This is a genomic window from Pseudoalteromonas sp. R86517 (genome assembly GCF_042466295.1).
In the GTDB taxonomy this organism is placed as follows: domain Bacteria; phylum Pseudomonadota; class Gammaproteobacteria; order Enterobacterales; family Alteromonadaceae; genus Pseudoalteromonas; species Pseudoalteromonas atlantica.
Window position 1 is genome coordinate 2,096,364 of the sequence record NZ_JAXHCB010000001.1, and the last position, 17,130, is coordinate 2,113,493.

The following is a 17,130-nucleotide window of genomic DNA, read 5'->3' on the forward strand; positions in this document are numbered from 1 at the left end:
TAAAACAGTATATAGCGCAAACTTGAACAACCCCTGAAAGGCTTAAAAGCAAATTACAGGCACAAAAAAACGCGGTACTCCGCGCTTTTTTAAAATATTAACGGTTAAACAGAGCCGTTAATTGGTCCATGTTCGTGGTTAACATGTGGGTTTTGCCCGCGCTGGCGCAGTAAATGGTCCATTAAGGTAATAGCCATCATTGCCTCAGCAATAGGAATTGCACGAATACCAACACACGGATCGTGGCGCCCTTTGGTGATCATCTCTACTGCTTCGTTTTCAGTATTAATACTTTTACCTGGAATAGTGATACTTGATGTAGGCTTAAGCGCAATTGAAGCGATGATATCTTGCCCTGTAGAAATACCAGCAAGTACGCCACCCGCGTGGTTTGAGGTAAAGCCTTCTGGGGTTAACTCATCACGATGCTCTGAGCCTTTTTGCTCTACCACATCAAAGCCATCGCCAATTTCTACACCTTTAACGGCATTAATGCTCATTAGTGAATGCGCAATTTCAGCATCTAGCCTATCAAATACAGGCTCGCCTAATCCTACCGGTACGTTGCTAGCCACTACTTTTACTTTAGCGCCCACTGAGTCACCTTGCTTTTTAAGGTCTCGCATGTACTCATCAAGCGCTTCTAGCTTACTTGCATCAGGGAAAAAGAATAAGTTGTTTTCAACTTCATCCCAGTCGTAACTTTCGGCTTTTATTGGCCCAAGTTGGCTTAAACATGCTTTTACTTCAATACCATGAAACTGCTTTAAGTATTTTTTAGCAATTGCGCCTGCCGCTACACGAATTGCGGTTTCACGCGCAGAAGAGCGACCACCGCCGCGATAATCGCGCAGGCCGTATTTGTGCCAGTAAGTGTAATCGCCATGACCTGGGCGAAACACATCTTTAATTTTACCGTAGTCTTTTGAGCGTTGATCGGTATTTTCGATAAGTAAACCAATACTTGTGCCTGTGGTTTTACCTTCAAAAACGCCTGAAAGAATTTTTATTTGATCGTCTTCTCGGCGCTGCGTTGTATAGCGGCTTTGCCCAGGTTTACGACGGTCTAAATCAATTTGTAAGTCAGCCTCTGTGATCTCAAGGCCTGCGGGAGTACCATCTACAACACCGCCTAGGGCAACGCCGTGGCTCTCACCAAAGGTGGACACTTTAAACAACTGCCCTATGCTATTACCTGCCATTAACTTTCCTCATTCCTAATGACTACAAAAGTTGCCGAGCATACGCTCGGCCTAAAATTTATTTTGCAAAATACGTATCAAGCTGTGCTTTGCTTATTACAAATACACCTAAGCCGCCTTGCTCAAACTCAACCCACTCAAATGGTGCGCCCGGATACAAAGCATCCATATGTACCATAGAGTTACCAACTTCTACAAATAACAAACCGTTATCAGTTAGATGATTGCTAGCATGCTCTAAAATAGTACGGGTAACGTCTAAGCCATCATGCCCAGATGCTAAACCAAGCTCAGGCTCATGATGAAATTCTCGTGGTAAATCAGCCATGTCCTCAGCATCAACATACGGTGGGTTGGCTACTATTAGGTCATACTTTTGCCCTGGTACACCACTAAATACATCTGACTGAATAGGCAGTACGCGGTCAATTAGCATATAGTCGTTTATGTTTATATCTGCTACTTCAAGCGCTTCATACGAAATATCAACCGCATCTACTTGCGCCGTTTCAAACGCCTGAGCAAGCGCAATAGCAATACAAGCAGAGCCTGTGCATAAATCTAAAATACGGTTAACGCTTTGCGGCTGCTCAAGCCACGGTGAAAACTTATTAGCAATAAGTTCAGCAAACGGCGAGCGCGGAATAAGCACACGCTCATCGACATAAAATGGCATGCCCGCAAACCAAGCAATGTTTGTTAAATAAGGAACCGGAGTGCAGTCATTTATACGCTCTGCGATTAACCCTGCTAGGCGGTTTTTTTCTGTGCTTGTTAACCGCGCATGCATTAACTCTTTGGGGGCATCAATAGGTAAACTTAGCGCAGGCAGTAATAAGCTAACTGCTTCATCCCACGCGTTATCTGTGCCATGTCCAAAAAATATTCCACTACTTGCAAATTGGCTTGTAGTCCAGCGTAACCAGTCATGTAACGTTGACAGTTCTGCAACAGCTTCATCAAGTGTTGCTTCTTCTATTTGTAAATCACTCATATTTTTTACCTGTTTTAGCTAACTGACTGTTTTGAGTCTTTGCGACGATTGCATTGCCTAACTGTGCTGAGCAAATTACAATTGCCCCTCACCTTTATATTGTACCGCCTTTTGCGCTGCGTTTTTACGTTTTTTTGTTTAGGTAAAATTTATGAAAAAAGACATCTCATCACAATCGTCCCTAAGCAATGACGACATTGACCTTTTTCGCCAAACAATTACAGGCGCTAAGGTGTTTAAACAAGATACCCATAGGTTTGATACAAAACCTAAGGTGTCACAAGCGAAGCAATTTGCCCAGCAAAAAAAGCAGGTTGAGTCTGAATTTTTCTTCTCTGACGAATATATTCCCGATATAGACACAAATAGCACCATTAATTACGTGCAAAATGGCCACGACTCTTTTTTAGCAAAACAGTTACGACGCGGCGACTTTGCGCCCGATTTAACACTCGACCTGCACGGGCTTAATAAAGAACGTGCAAAAGATGAACTCGCGGGGCTTATTCACGAGTGCAAAAAACAGCATTATTACTGCGCGTGCATAGTGCATGGCATTGGCGAGCGTGTTTTAAAACACAAAGTACCGCAGTATTTGGTACAGCACCCCGATGTAATTGCCATGCATCAAGCACCGCTAGAATACGGCGGGCGCGGTGCCGTGCTGATTTTAATTGATTTACCACAAAGCGATGAGTTTAGACGTTAATTAAAGGAAGAATACGTGCAAATTTTTTCGATTATTTTTCCCTTAATTTTTATTGTCGCACTGGGCTACACCTGTTGTTATTTTAAGTTTTTTAATCAGCAGCATATTGCCGGCTTAAGTAAATTTACTTTTTATGTGAGCTTACCCGCCTTTTTAATGCTCAATATGTCGCAAATAAATTTGCATCAAAGTATTAGCCTCGAAGCATTTTTAAGCTTTTATATTCCTGTATTAGCGGTATTTGCTTTGGGCATACTTATTGATAGGTACTATTTAACTAAACAAGCCAATGCTGGAAATTATCAACAGCATAGTGTGTTTGGTCTTGCCGGTAGTTATTCAAATATGGTGTTAGTGGGTATACCCATTGTTATTGCTTCACTTGGCAAAGACATGATTGCTATCGCCTTTATGATCATCACATTTCATAGCACGCTGCTTTTTGCGTTAACTTATTTAATAGGCGCGAAAGGAAACACAGCTGACTTCTCGTGGGCAAAATTTGCTAAAAACATGGTCCTTAACCCTATAGTGTTAAGTATTGGCTGTGGATTACTTTTAAATGTGTCGGGAATTACATTATTTGCTAATTTAGCCAATGCCTTAGAGCTACTCGCCAGCCCTGCTATTGCATGTGCTTTATTTGTGTTAGGCGCTAATTTGGTGTTTTATAAGGTGGCAGCAAATTGGCAGCCGGCCCTTATTTCTTCACTGTTAAAAATACTGATTTTACCTGCTGCTGTGTGTGTAGCAGCTACGTGGGTGTTTGTACTAGATACGCAAATTCGTAACGTACTGGTATTGCTGAGCGCCTCGCCTGTTGGCGTTAATGCGTATTTAATTGCAAGCCAATTAAATACGCATCAAGTTACGCTCGCCGGTGCAGTGGTGCTTTCAACGGTGCTTAGTGTTGTAAGCTTTTCGTTTTGGCTTGCTGTGCTTTTATAAAATCGCTTATTTAAGTGCGGCCACTACCGAAATTTCGACCAATAGCGCATCGCGCGCCATTTTAGCTTCAACACAGGCGCGTGCTGGTGCATAACCTTCTGGCACCCACGCATCCCATACAGCATTCATATCGGCAAAATATTCCATGCTCTTAACGTAAATAGTTGCGCTTAGCATATGCTTTTTAGAACTCCCCGCCTGCTCAAGTAAGGCCTCTACTTTGTCGAGCATAGTTTGCGTTTGCTCTGTAATGTTTTGCTCTGCATCGCTGCATACTTGTCCGCATAAATAAACGGTTCCATTATGTTTAACTATACGGCTCATGCGCGCACCCGTTTCAAGGCGTTCTATACTCATTGTTATCTCTTTTCTCTATATGTTGGCAGGCGCGTTAATATTTACATATTCACTGCGCTGTGATGTTTCATCATACTGAATTACAGCAACCGCTGCAGTGTTAAAAATAGGCATGTTACCCGGGCTGAGCTGATCAACTATATAGCTCACAATAGGCATATGGGCGACCACCAACCAGGTATTACACTGAGGATGCATAGCAATAAGTGTTTCTAAATAATCAGCTGCTATTTGTGGCTTACCCTCGGGGATTATGTCGCTACAGGTTTCACTAAATTTAAATACATTGTTTTTTTCAACTTCTTTAGCTGTTTGCTGCGCGCGCGAGTAAGGACTTACCAATAACGCATCAACAGAAAAGTGTTTGTGTAGCCATAAGCCCATTTTTTCTGCTTCTGCATGGCCTTTCGGTGTTAGGTTTCTTGCTGCGTCGTTAGCTTGCATCGGTGTCGCTTCGCCGTGGCGCATAATTAAGATTGTTTTCATAAAAAATCAACCGATTAATGAATATAAAACAGTAGCCAGTTTGCCCATTTGTCCGCTATATTAACTATTATTCCAAAGAATAATTCTCTCATGATATTCAGGTAAATCTTTTCGCTATTTTTTCGCTGTCCTGAAGCTATCATCTGTTGTTAACAAGTAAACGTCTAGTTTCAGGAGCATCATTTGAATATCAGCCGCAATGATAACAGAGCATACCGCGCCATTACACTCGACAATGGGCTAAAAGTATTATTAGTGCAAGATAAAGATTCAACTAAAGCCGCTGCTTCTATGGCGGTTAACGCTGGCCATTTTGATGACCCCCTTGACAGGCAAGGCCTTGCACACTTTTTAGAGCATATGCTTTTTTTAGGTACCGACCAATACCCTGATTCTGGAAGCTTTAATAATTTTGTGTCTCAATCGGGCGGTAACACCAACGCCTGGACCGGCACTGAGCACACGTGCTATTACTTTGATATTAATAACCAAGCCATTGAAAAAGCACTTGCGCAATTTAGCCGTTTTTTTATTGCCCCATTATTAAACCCAGCGGAAACCGAAAAAGAACGTAATGCCATAGAGGCTGAGTTTAAATTAAAAATAAAAGATGATGGGCGTCGTATTTATCAGGCTCATAAAGAAACCGTAAACCCAGCCCACCCCTTTGCTAAATTTTCGGTGGGTAATTTACATACCCTCGCCGATAGAGAGCGCTGCATAAGTGACGAGTTAAGAGATTTTTTTAATAAGCACTATCAAGCGCAGTGGATGACACTGGTAATTTGTGCCAACGAACCGCTTGATACACTCGCGCAGTGGACGCATCGTTATTTTAGTGGCATTAATGGCCATAAAGGTGCGCTTAAAGCCCCTATTGAGGAGCCATTATATCGCGCGCAAGATATTGGCAAAGTACTGCACATTGAACCACACAAGCACATGCAAAAACTCATTATTAGTTTTGCTATGCCAAATATCGATGACTTTTATCGCCACAAAACCGTCAGCTTTATAGCCCACTTACTAGGCTACGAAGGCGCAGGCTCGTTGTACTCTATTTTAAAAGAGCAAGGGTGGATTAACGCACTTTCTGCCGGCGGCGGTATAAATGGCAGTAACTTTAAAGATTTTAACATTAGCATGGCGCTTACCGATGAAGGCATTGAATACTTTGAAGACATAATAGAAATTGTGTTTGAGTATATTTGTCTAATCAACGATAACACCGACAAACTACCGCGCCTGTATCAAGATAAAAAAAACCTGTTACAAATTGCGTTTGATAACCAAGAAAAATCGCGCTTAATAGATTGGGTAAGTAACCTAAGCATTAATATGCAACACTACGACGAAGCTAACTATGTGCAAGGCGATTACTTAATGGAGGGCTTTAATAAAGCCACTCACGAAATGGCGATGCAATGGCTTACCCCGCATAATATGCGCTTAGTACTTATTCATCCAGGCGTAGAGGCAGAGCACACCACCGCGTGGTACAACACCCCTTACAAAGTTGAGCCAATTTCGCCGCATTGGCTGGAGTCGCTTGCGCATATAAATAAACCGCTGAGCACTATGCTGCTGCCCACAGCAAACCCCTATTTAACAAAAGAAGTGGTGCTATACGAAGTCGAAAAACCTCAAACCAAGCCTTTACTGTTAGTTAAAGAGCCTGGGTTTGACTTTTGGTTTAAACAAGACAACACCTTTAGAGTGGCCAAAGGTCATTTTTATTTAGCAATGGACTCGCACTTTGCAGTAAAAGATGTAAAGCACATGGCATTAACGCGCCTTTTTAGTGACTTATTTATGGACAGTGTTGGCGAGCAGTTTTACCCCGCAGAATTGGCAGGTTTAAGTTATCATTTAACCTCTCACCAAGGCGGGCTTACGTTGCACACCGCTGGGCTATCGACTAGTCAGCTAGAGTTGGTGGAGCAATTACTTGATGCGCTATTTAATGTTGATATTTGCGCACGCCGCTTTGCCGAATACAAAAAGCAACTGGTAAGGCACTGGCGTAACAGCAACCAAAATAAACCCGTGAGTGAATTATTTAGCGTGTTAGGTGCCAAAATAATGCCATGGAACCCACAACCTGACGAGTTAGCCACTGCACTTAAAAATACATGTTTTCAGCAATTTAATGAATTTAGAGCCGACTTTTTTAAAGCCTTACATGTTGAGTCGTTTTTGCACGGTAATTGGCAACAAACAGACGCGAAGGTATTTCATAAAAAAGTGGCTGAGCATTTAAAAAACGCCACGGCTATTGAAGATTTAACACGCCCGCTGCACGAGATAGACCAAGTGACTCGCTGCGAACTTGAACTGCCATGCAGTGATAACGCCATGGTCATTTACTACCAAGCACAAACTGCAGAAGTGGATGAAAAAGTTAAATTAATGGCACTTAACCATATAATTAACCAAGACTATTTTAACGAGCTGAGAACCACACAACAGCTAGGCTACTTAGTTGGCTCTGGCTATGCACCATTTAACACCCGCGCCGGTATTGCTTTTTATATTCAATCACCAAAATTTGAAGCTCAGACTCTACTGCACAGGCATAATCATTTTGTAAGCCAATTTATTGCTAACCTAGACTCCCTGGATGAAACAACATGGCAGCAGCATAAACAAGGTTTGACAACTCATATTGCTGAAAAAGATAAAAACTTACGGTTACGCTCACAGCGCTTTTGGCTTGCAATAGGCAATAAAGATCATGACTTTCATATGCAAAAACGCCTGCTAGAGGCACTGCATGCCCTCAGCCTAGAAGAAATGAAAAGCTATGCCATAGCTACTTTTTCAAAAGATAGGCCAAGGTATGAGTTATTAAGTAGCGCAAAAGTAAATAAATCGCAAAAAATGCCGCTTTGCTCGCAATCTCTTTGACTCTGCAAGTGGCATGATTTAAATTATCATTTGTTAATTAGTAGTAATAAAACAAATGATAAAAATAACAACAATAAAATGTGGTTTGTACTGGTTGCTGCTAAGCCTAGCACCCGCAGCGGTTGCCTTTGAACACGCCTTAAATATAAATACCAATACCGTTTTAATTATTGCCAGTGCCCTACTTGCGTTGGCTTTGCCATACCTATTATTTGTAATTTATAAATTAAAGCGCTCTCGGTTACAGCACAGCCTCTCGGAAAAGCGCTTAAAAAGCACAGTTGAAGGCAGTGGCGATACGCTTTGGGATTGGAATATAAAAACAGGCGAAGTTATTCGTATTAACGATAAATACATGATGGATTCAACAACGTTAATGGGTTTTCCGCCAAACAAAAGCTTGATCCACCCACACGATATTGCCTCAGTAGAGCATTTATTAAAAAAACACTTTGCTCAAAAGTCTGCTTTTTTTGAAGCCACTTACCGCATTAAAGACACCTTTGGCCACTGGCACTGGGTATTAGACCGCGGAAAAATAATAGAAAAAGATGCCAACTTAGCGCCACTGAGAATGACCGGCACAGTGCGCGATATTTCAGTGTTAAAATCAACACAAGAGCGCCTCAATTTATTTGCTAAGTGTGTAGAATCACTCACTGATGCACTTGCTATATATGATAAAAACTTTAACTTAGTTGATATTAATCCCAGCTTTTTAACGCTTTTTGGTGGCGTTAGAGAGCAATATCTCAAAAAGCCTTTTAACTTACCTGGTTACGATAAAAGCTACACAGAAAACATTAAAAATATAGTACGAGAGCGTGAGCGAATTCAACAAGAGGTAAAACTGCGCAATAGTGAGCGAGTGTTACTGCCCATAGAGATTTCTATTGATGAGATAAAAAACGATCAACACCAAATAACAAACTATGTAGTGGTTTATTCAGATTTAACCGAACGTAAAAATGCACAATCGCAACTGCATAATTTATCAAATAGAGACCGTACGACCAGTTTACCTAACAGAAATTTATTTTTTACTGACCTACAAAAGCTAGTAAAACAAAATACCCACCATGCCCTTTTGGTATTTGATTTAGATAACTTTAAAAAGATTAATGATTCATTAGGCCACCAGCTAGGCGACAGCCTATTAGCAAAACTGGCTATGCGATTAAATAAGTTAACCCGAGAGAATGATGTTTTTTACCGCCTAGGGGGTGATGAATTTGCCTTAGTTATGGCAGATACTAATGATATTCATGTTATTACTCGCATGGCAAAGCAATTTTTAGCTGCAATTGCGACCCCATTTAAAATGGCAGGCCACGAGCTCGCTATTACCTCAAGCGTAGGCATAGTGTTATTCCCCGAAGATGGCAGTACGCCAGAGCTGCTGTTAAAAAACGCAGATACCGCCATGTATCATGCTAAAAAGAAAGGCAATAGTTACCTGTTTTTTAACGACACCATGAACCGCCAAGCGGTTAAACGCTTACAAATAGAAAACCTAATGCGCTTTGGTCTAAAAGAAAACCATTTTGAAGTGTATTACCAACCAAAAATGAATATTCGCACAGGTAAACTTACCGGAATGGAAGCATTAGTGCGCTTTATAACCCCTAAAAAAGGCGTTATTAGCCCCGGTGTATTTATTCCTATTGCAGAGGAAACCGGGCAAATAATAGAAATTGGTGAAGTGGTTTTAAACAAAGCGTGTCGCGATGTAAAACAATGGCTAGACGATGGGCTATTTAGCGGCCGCGTTGCAGTTAACTTATCGGCTAAGCAGTTTAGCTTGCCAGATTTAACGACCCGTATTGACGTGATATTGCAAAAAAACGAGCTACCTTCTTACTTTTTAGAGCTGGAAATTACCGAAGGCACGGTAATGGACGACCCACAAGAAGCCATTGCAATTATGCGCTCGCTAAGTGCCCGTGGTATTCATTTAGCCATGGACGATTTTGGTACAGGTTATTCATCTTTAGCGTACTTAAAACAATTTCCGCTGAATACCTTAAAAGTAGACAAAGCATTTATTGATGACATGAAAACCGAACGTGGCCGCAACATGGTTGACTCTATCGTGACGATTGCGCAAAACCTCGATTTACATGTGGTTGCTGAAGGTGTGGAGCAAGCAAGCCAAATTGACATACTCAAAACGCTAAATTGTGAAACCGTACAAGGCTACTTCTATTCAAAACCGCTTTCAAAAGATGAGTTTACGGCCTTTTTGAAACAGCAACAAAGCAACTCTACGCCAAGCCTTATTAGTGCTAATAAACATTTAGCGCAAATAAGGTAATGTTACGGGCGCCATATACACGCACCAGCTCCTACGTTGCGTATAAAAGCACGCCTGTAATGCAAACCAAATAAGCACCATGCGCCCGGTCCGATTAGCGCCCCTAATAAAATCCACCGTTTAATTGGCATACCTTTTTTAAGCGCTTGAATGTAAATGACCAAAGCACATAGAGCGTTAATAAAAACGAAAAGCAAACATCACCCCAACTGAGCTCAAAACAACGCTGCGCATTTTAACGGCAAATAACACACTTTTAAAGCAGCAGGCTTGATAAGCCAATGAGTCGCCATTTTAGTTTTCAGCGCATATAAGTTAAGTATCGATGCAGATTACTATTCCCTAGTTTAAAAATTTAGGCATAAAAAAAGCCGGCATAGCGCCAGCTTTATTGTATAGCTTGGGTTACTTTTCAGCGCGACCCATAAATTTGTGCTCAACCGTATTAATACGGATACGGTCGCCCGTAGATATATGCTCAGGCACCGAAATGGTTAAACCCGTGCTCAGGCGTGCAGGCTTAGAGCGTGCACTGGCAGAAGCGCCTTTGATTGAAGGGTCTGTTTCTTCAACAACCAGCTCTACGCTTGATGGCAAATCTAAACCTACAGGCGAGCCATCAATCACAATAACGTGTACGCCTTGCGTTTCTTCGTTAACGAATTGAATCTCTTCTGCAATCGCCTCTTTGTTTAAGTTATACGGCGTGTAGTCTTCATTATCCATAAACACGTATTCATCGCCATCAATGTACGAAAGCATTGCTTCGCGGCGAGTTAAATCTGCTAGGGTTAGCATGTCGCTGTCTTTGAAGGTTTCGTCTACTTTTGCACCTGTTACTACATCGTATAAACGCATACGGTACAAACTACCGCCTGCACGGCCTTGCGGTACTGAACGTACAATATCTTTAACTACCAACACGCGATTATTAAACTCAATCGCGGTTCCTTTTTTAACTTCACTCGCCTTTGGCATAGGGGTTTTCCTATTATTTTTTTGATTGCCAGAAACATACCACGAACTGGGTATTGTTCAACTAAAAATACGTTAATTTGGGGCTGCATTTGATATAGACTTGCAAATTTTTAATTTAAAACTAAATACCTATAATCAAAAGCGAAAAAAACTGCTATGGTATCTCTACCGAGTATGACTTCAAGGATTGGATCATGGACCAAAACACAGTACATGAGTATTTAGTAAAGAAGCCCTTGGTGCAAGTGACAAAACCATTTGCTCAAGAGGTTGATGTTTATAAAGTAAATCATAAAATGTTTGCCACCCTTGCCTTAGGTAATGATGGAGACGTAAATGATGATGGAGATCCTATTTGGTGGCTTAATTTAAAGTGCGATCCCGATGAAGCACTTAAATTGCGTGATATTTTTCCTGCGGTGATCCCTGGCTATCATATGAACAAGAGGCTTTGGAATACGGTGATATTAGATGGCTCTATTCCACAAGGCGAAATTGAAAGAATGATCGATAATTCGTTCAAATTAGTTGTTGAGAATATGCCAGAAAAAGACCGTAAAGCAATTGAAGCACATCTATAGAAACCACCATCACGGGCTAGCTTGCTAGCCCTATTTGCTACAATTTTAATGTGTATATTAAATCATCATAACGTGCATTATTAATAGTGTGCGCTTGCGTATTAATGCCAGTTAACGTTAATCCACACTTTTGTAATACCTTTTCAGACCCTATATTCCCCTTTGTAACCACGGCTTTAAACTGTGTAATACCGCATTGTTGCCATGCCCACTCAATCACGGCACGCAATGACTCACTGGCAAAGCCTTGATTATAATACGCGGGTAAAAACAAATAGCCTAGCTCAGCTTGCTCAAGTTCGTATGTAAACCCCGTTACACCCATGGGCTCATTTGAATGCTTATCAAATACCACAAGGCAAAGTGGATGAGTAGAAGTGCTATCCCAACTTTTTAAACGTTGTTCAAACCGGCTGCGTACAAACGCTTCGCTGGGCATATCGTAGCAATAACGGATCACGGTAGGATTTTGATGTAACTGCAAAAATAATGGCCAATCACTGCTTTGAAGTGGGCGCATTGCCAATCGTGCTGTAAACAACTGCATAATGGTTTACCTCTTATCTGCTTAGCTGCAAATTAAGCTAACATACTTTATAGCAAGCCACTTAATTATAAGTCTTATTTGAAGGTAAAAACCTGTCGATAACTAAATAAAAACTGGCAATTTAGGTTTTATAAATGCACGTTTTTAACACAGGTAGCGACACGTTTAGCCCCGCAGAATGATTAAGTATTATTGCGGGTTGGTATTATTGCGCCCTAGAATTCTATATTTACAAATAGCAGATATAAAAAAACCGCATATAATGCGGTTTTTTAATCAAGCTGTTTTTACGAGCCTTGTTTTGGTGAGTCAACGCTCTCTTCTTGAGGTTGCTCATCAGCAGGTTCTGCTTCTATAGCTTGTTCAGCAACAGGTGCTGGGCTTGGCTCATCTGCAACAGGCTGCGTTTGATAAAACTTAGCGCCTGATTCAGCCATACTTACTAACGTGTCGCATGGGGCAAAATTTGCATTGCTATTAGCTAATGTAGACATTTCAGAGCTAACCTTGCTGGCGCCCAATTTATCCATATAGCTAAACGGTCCACCTAAAAACGGTGGGAAGCCAATACCAAATATAGCGCCAATGTCGCCATCACGTGGGCTGGCAATAATGCCATCGTCTAAACAACGCACGGCTTCGTTAAGCATTTGTGATACACAACGCTTAGCAATTTCGCTTTTATTTAAACGCGGTGCAGGGGTTACACCTAATAGCTCATACACTGACTCGTCAACTTTTTTGCTCTTTTTATCGTACTCATAAAAGCCACGACCCGTTTTACGGCCTAGGCGTTTTGAATCAATCATACGAGAAAATGCATCAGGCGCTTTAAATCGCTCGCCTAATTCTTTTTCAAGAATTGGGGCAATTTTAGAGCCTATATCAATCCCTACTTCATCAAGTAAAGCAAGCGGCCCAACTGGGAAACCAAACTCTACAAGGGCTGCATCAATTTTTTCAATTGGCTCACCGGCAAGCATTAAATTAGCTGCTTCATTTACATAAGGCGCTAAAATACGGTTTACGTAAAAACCTGCCATGTCTTTTACCACAATGGGCGTTTTACCTTGCTTACGTGCAAAGTTAACTACGCGCGCTATAGTCTCTTGTGAAGTCCCTTCGTGCGGAATAATCTCCACGAGTGGCATTTTTTCAACTGGCGAGAAGTAATGCAGGCCAATCACGTTTTCAGGGCGCTGTGCCTGTGCTGCAATTTGTGAAATAGGCAGTGATGACGTGTTACTTGCAAAAATAGTATTGCTTTGGCATTGCTGCTCTATATCGGCAACCATACCTTGCTTTAAGGCTAAATCTTCAAATACAGCTTCTACTACTAAATCAATGTGTTTAAAGCCACTGTAGTCGGTAGTACCGGTAATACGGTTCATGGTTAACTGCATATCAGCTTTAGACATAATGCGGCGTTTAAGGCGCTTATCTAAAATTTTGTAGGTGTAGTTCATGGCATTACTAATGCCCTGCTCTGCTACATCTTTAATACGTACAGGTACTTTGGCTTTTACTGCGCTTACATGCGCAATACCTGCACCCATTAGGCCGCCACCTAAAACAGCTGTTTTACTGATTGCTGGCGCATCGTCGTTGCGCCACTCTTTTTTCATTTCAGTGGTTGCAAAGAAAATACCGCGAAGCGCTTTAGATTCATCACTCATTACAAGTGTTGCAAAGCTTTCAGCTTCTGTTTTGTATGCTTTTAATTTATCAAGCTCTACACTTGCACGCACAGCCTTAATAATTGCAAGCGGCGCAGGGTAATGTCCGCCGGTTTTTTTAAGGACGTTTTCTTTGGCTTTTTTAAAGATAAAGTTACGGCCAAACGGGTTTGACTCTAATAATTTGCTTACTTTATCAAGTTTTGGTTCTTTATCTGCTGGCTTTTTCTTAGCGGCAAATTCTTTAGCGACTTTTAGTAATACGCTTTGTGGTACTACATCATCTAATACGCCTGCTTTTTTAGCTTGCTTAGGGCGAATCTGCTTGCCTGTTAGCATCCATTCAAGTGCTTTTTGAATGCCTACAATTTTAGTTAAACGCTGCGTACCGCCGCCACCTGGTAATAAACCAAGTTGTACTTCAGGCAGGCCTACTTTAGTCATATCGCTATCTGTGCCTACGCGGTAATCACACGCTAAAGCAAACTCTAAACCACCACCAAGCGCAGCACCATGTATTGCACTCACTGTTGTATAAGGTAGTTTTGTCATATCAAAAAATGCTTGATGACAAAGTTCACTAATTGCTAATGCATCTTCACGCTTTTGCACGCTATCAAGCATTTTTACATCAGCGCCCGCGATAAAGTTATCGCTTTTACCACTAATAAATACCATCCCCTTTACTGACTCTTGTTTCGCTTGTTCAAGTAAAGCTTTTAAGTCATCAGCGAATGAGTCGCGCAGGGTATTCATTTTCTCACCCGGCACATCAATGGTTACTACGGCAATTTTGTTTTCATCTACCGTTAAATTAAATACTGAATCTGTCATTACGCGCTCTCCAATACAAAGGCTGCACCTAAACCACCAGCAGCACACGCTGTTGTTAATGCTAAACCGCCACCACGACGTTTAAGCTCGTGTAAGCTTTGCGTAATTAAGCGAGCACCGGTTGCTGCAAATGGGTGACCATATGCCAGTGAGCCGCCGTTAACGTTAAACTTATCCATGTTAATTTCGCCAATTGCTTTGCTACGACCAAGTTGCTCTTGCGCAAACTTATCTGATGCAAACATTTTCATATTGGCAAGTGTTTGCGATGCAAAGGCTTCGTGCATTTCAATTAAATCTAAATCAGCAAGTGTAATTCCTGCTCTATCAAGTGCGATAGGCGTTGAATGCGCTGGGCCCATTAGCATGTCTTTTTCTACACCAATTGCCGAAAACGCAAAGCTACGTACATAACCTAAAATTTCGTAGCCTAGTGCTTTTGCTTTGCTTTCGCTCATCATCAGAACGGCAGCTGCACCATCGGTTAATGGTGTTGCATTTGCAGCAGTAACCGAGCCATGTTGGCGGTCAAATACCGGCTTAAGCTTAGCGTAGCCTTCAACTGTAGAATTTTTACGAATGTTATTATCTTCTTCAATAAAGCTTTTATATGGCGGTAAGTGCGCCGTCATTACTTCATCTTTTAACTTGCCATCGGCCCAGGCTTGGGTTGCAAGTGAATGCGAGCGATGCGCTAGTGCATCTTGATCTTCACGGCTTATGTTATGTGTTTTCGCCATTTGCTCAGCAGTTTGCCCCATTGAAAGGCCTGTTGAGTATTCAGCAACCGCAGGCGGTACTGGTAATAAATCTTTTAAACGCAGTTTTGAGAATATTTGTAAACGCTGGCCTAAGGTACGTGCTTTGTTTAAATCAACTAAGCTACCTGCCAATTTTTTACTTACGCCAATAGGTAATACTGAAGATGAGTCGGCGCCACCGGCAATACCTACATTTACAGAGCCTGCCATAATAGACTCAGCTACATTAGCAATGGCCTGAAAGCTGGTAGCACATGCGCGCGATACAGAATACGCATCTACGCCTACTGGCATACCCGTACCTAAAACAATTTCACGTGCAATATTTGGCGCTTCTGGCATTTGTACTACTTGACCAAATACAAGTTGATCGATTTCTGACTTGTCGAAATTTAATCGTTCAAGCATTTCGTTAACCACCAACTTACCCATATCAAGGGCTGGTACATGGTGAAACGCTGTTGCTTGTTTTGCAAAAGGAGTACGTAAGCCGCTAACGATGGCAATACGGTCGCCTTTTGGTGTTTTTAGTATGTTTTGCTCAGACATTTATGCTCTCCCGCTGACAGGTCTGACCTGTTTGTTTTCCTCGATTCTAAACAACCCGTGTGCTAAAGCCAATAGATAAACACAAATTTATACAAAAGCACTAAAGGTAGATATATACATAGTGCTTAATATTGACTACCACAATAGGCTTTTTTGCGCGTTTTTACAAAGTTTTGTGGTACGCTAAAAACCGTTAAAAAATAACGAACTATTTTTAAAAATACAGTCTAACTCTTGAGTTACTCACTTATAAACCTTATAACTAGGTCAGTATTAATCACCTAAAATAAATTAGGTACAAACCCAGCTGACGAGGAAGTCTATTTATTATGGCAGCTAACGCATTCAAACAATTAAAAACGTACTTAGATACACAAATTATTGGCCAGCCAGAGCTTACTCAAGCACTCCTTATTGCCATTTTAGCTGATGGCCATCTATTAGTAGAAGGCCCGCCAGGGCTTGCAAAAACCCGTGCTGTTAACGCCCTTGCTAAAGGCATTGAAGGCTCGTTCCAGCGCGTACAGTTTACGCCCGACTTATTACCTGCCGATGTAACTGGCACCGATATTTACCGCCAACAAACTAGCGAGTTTGTGTTTGAGAAAGGCCCTTTATTTCATAACCTTATTTTAGCCGATGAAATAAACCGTGCCCCAGCAAAAGTACAATCAGCACTACTAGAAGCCATGGCAGAGCGCCAAGTAACGGTAGGCAAAAACACCTATCCGCTAAGCGATTTGTTTATGGTAATGGCGACCCAAAACCCGCTGGAGCAAGAAGGGACTTACCCGCTGCCAGAGGCACAATTAGACCGCTTTTTATTACATTTAAGCATTGATTACCCAGGTGCAGAGCACGAGCTAGACATACTGCGGTTAACCCGTGGTGAAGCACTTAATGAACAACAAGTGGTTATGCAGCAAATTACCCAAAGCGATTTATTTGCCGCTCGCCAAGCTATTTTAGGCTTGTATTTAGCCGAGCCGCTTGAGCAATATTTAGTACAGCTTATTATTGCCACTCGTGAAGGAGCTAAGTTTGATGAGCAACTTGGCCGTTGGATTGAGTTCGGTGCAAGCCCGCGTGCTACCATTGCACTTGATAAATGTGCCCGTGCCCACGCTTGGTTACATGGCCGCGATTTTGTAGCACCCGATGACATTCAAGCCGTTGTAAATAATGTACTGCGCCATCGTATTATTTTAAGCTACGAAGCACAGGCTGATGGCATTACTAAAGATCAGGTTATTAGCCGCATTGTTGAACTTGTAGCCGTACCCTAAG

At 41.7% G+C, this 17,130-nt stretch carries 14 protein-coding genes; 6 read left to right on the forward strand and 8 right to left on the reverse strand.

Features of this window, described 5'->3' with window-relative positions; all coding sequences use genetic code 11:
* Positions 1-104: 104 nt before the first annotated feature.
* Both aroC and prmB read right to left on the reverse strand, forming a co-directional pair.
* Entirely contained in the window at positions 105-1,202 is a 1,098-nt protein-coding gene (gene aroC / locus SJY38_RS09450; protein ID WP_024031890.1) for a chorismate synthase, read from the reverse strand.
* Positions 1,203-1,260: 58 nt separating this feature from the next.
* Positions 1,261-2,196 carry a 50S ribosomal protein L3 N(5)-glutamine methyltransferase gene (gene prmB, locus SJY38_RS09455; protein ID WP_286741761.1) on the reverse strand — a complete coding sequence of 312 codons (936 nt, stop codon included), beginning with the start codon at positions 2,194-2,196 and terminating at the stop codon, positions 1,261-1,263.
* Positions 2,197-2,347: 151 nt separating this feature from the next.
* Between prmB and smrB the strand changes: the two genes are divergently transcribed.
* Together smrB and SJY38_RS09465 are read left to right on the forward strand one after the other, a co-directional pair.
* On the forward strand, positions 2,348-2,905 hold the full coding sequence (smrB, locus tag SJY38_RS09460) for an endonuclease SmrB (protein ID WP_024031888.1): 558 nt from the start codon (positions 2,348-2,350) through the stop codon (positions 2,903-2,905).
* Positions 2,906-2,920: 15 nt separating this feature from the next.
* Positions 2,921-3,853 carry an AEC family transporter gene (locus SJY38_RS09465; protein ID WP_055253036.1) on the forward strand — a complete coding sequence of 311 codons (933 nt, stop codon included), beginning with the start codon at positions 2,921-2,923 and terminating at the stop codon, positions 3,851-3,853.
* 6 nt (positions 3,854-3,859) lie between these two features.
* Here SJY38_RS09465 and SJY38_RS09470 read toward each other — a convergent pair whose 3' ends face one another.
* Positions 3,860-4,210, reverse strand: a complete 351-nt coding sequence (locus SJY38_RS09470) for a RidA family protein (protein ID WP_004587297.1) — start codon at positions 4,208-4,210, stop codon at positions 3,860-3,862.
* Between the two features lie 15 nt (positions 4,211-4,225).
* The gene (gene sixA, locus SJY38_RS09475) at positions 4,226-4,696 is read right to left on the reverse strand and encodes a phosphohistidine phosphatase SixA (RefSeq protein ID WP_004587298.1); all 471 of its coding nucleotides are present in this window, start codon (positions 4,694-4,696) and stop codon (positions 4,226-4,228) included.
* A gap of 183 nt (positions 4,697-4,879) precedes the next feature.
* Between sixA and SJY38_RS09480 the strand changes: the two genes are divergently transcribed.
* Together SJY38_RS09480 and SJY38_RS09485 are read left to right on the forward strand one after the other, a co-directional pair.
* Positions 4,880-7,603 (forward strand): insulinase family protein, encoded by a 2,724-nt coding sequence (locus tag SJY38_RS09480; protein WP_138577470.1) that lies wholly within the window; start codon positions 4,880-4,882, stop codon positions 7,601-7,603.
* A gap of 55 nt (positions 7,604-7,658) precedes the next feature.
* On the forward strand, positions 7,659-9,917 hold the full coding sequence (locus SJY38_RS09485) for an EAL domain-containing protein (RefSeq protein ID WP_377109659.1): 2,259 nt from the start codon (positions 7,659-7,661) through the stop codon (positions 9,915-9,917).
* A 405-nt stretch (positions 9,918-10,322) separates the two neighbouring features.
* On the opposite strand, the gene yeiP is transcribed toward SJY38_RS09485, so the two are convergent.
* Positions 10,323-10,895: an elongation factor P-like protein YeiP gene (gene yeiP / locus SJY38_RS09490; RefSeq protein ID WP_004587302.1), complete on the reverse strand. Its 573-nt coding sequence runs from the start codon at positions 10,893-10,895 to the stop codon at positions 10,323-10,325.
* Between the two features lie 194 nt (positions 10,896-11,089).
* Between yeiP and SJY38_RS09495 the strand changes: the two genes are divergently transcribed.
* Positions 11,090-11,476 (forward strand): MmcQ/YjbR family DNA-binding protein, encoded by a 387-nt coding sequence (locus SJY38_RS09495; RefSeq protein ID WP_004587303.1) that lies wholly within the window; start codon positions 11,090-11,092, stop codon positions 11,474-11,476.
* Between the two features lie 37 nt (positions 11,477-11,513).
* Here the strand turns inward: SJY38_RS09495 and SJY38_RS09500 are convergent, their stop codons facing one another.
* The 3 genes from SJY38_RS09500 to fadI all read right to left on the reverse strand — a co-directional run bounded on the left by SJY38_RS09500 (position 11,514) and on the right by fadI (position 15,843).
* On the reverse strand, positions 11,514-12,023 hold the full coding sequence (locus tag SJY38_RS09500) for a GNAT family N-acetyltransferase (RefSeq protein ID WP_377109660.1): 510 nt from the start codon (positions 12,021-12,023) through the stop codon (positions 11,514-11,516).
* A gap of 287 nt (positions 12,024-12,310) precedes the next feature.
* The gene (gene fadJ / locus SJY38_RS09505; RefSeq protein ID WP_377109661.1) at positions 12,311-14,533 is read right to left on the reverse strand and encodes a fatty acid oxidation complex subunit alpha FadJ; all 2,223 of its coding nucleotides are present in this window, start codon (positions 14,531-14,533) and stop codon (positions 12,311-12,313) included.
* Complete coding sequence (gene fadI / locus SJY38_RS09510; RefSeq protein WP_024031879.1) at positions 14,533-15,843, reverse strand: acetyl-CoA C-acyltransferase FadI; 1,311 nt, start codon at positions 15,841-15,843, stop codon at positions 14,533-14,535. Before fadI ends, fadJ begins: the two co-directional genes overlap by 1 nt.
* A 329-nt stretch (positions 15,844-16,172) precedes the next feature.
* Between fadI and SJY38_RS09515 the strand changes: the two genes are divergently transcribed.
* Positions 16,173-17,129: an AAA family ATPase gene (locus tag SJY38_RS09515; protein ID WP_377109662.1), complete on the forward strand. Its 957-nt coding sequence runs from the start codon at positions 16,173-16,175 to the stop codon at positions 17,127-17,129.
* The last annotated feature ends 1 nt before the right edge of the window (position 17,130 follow it).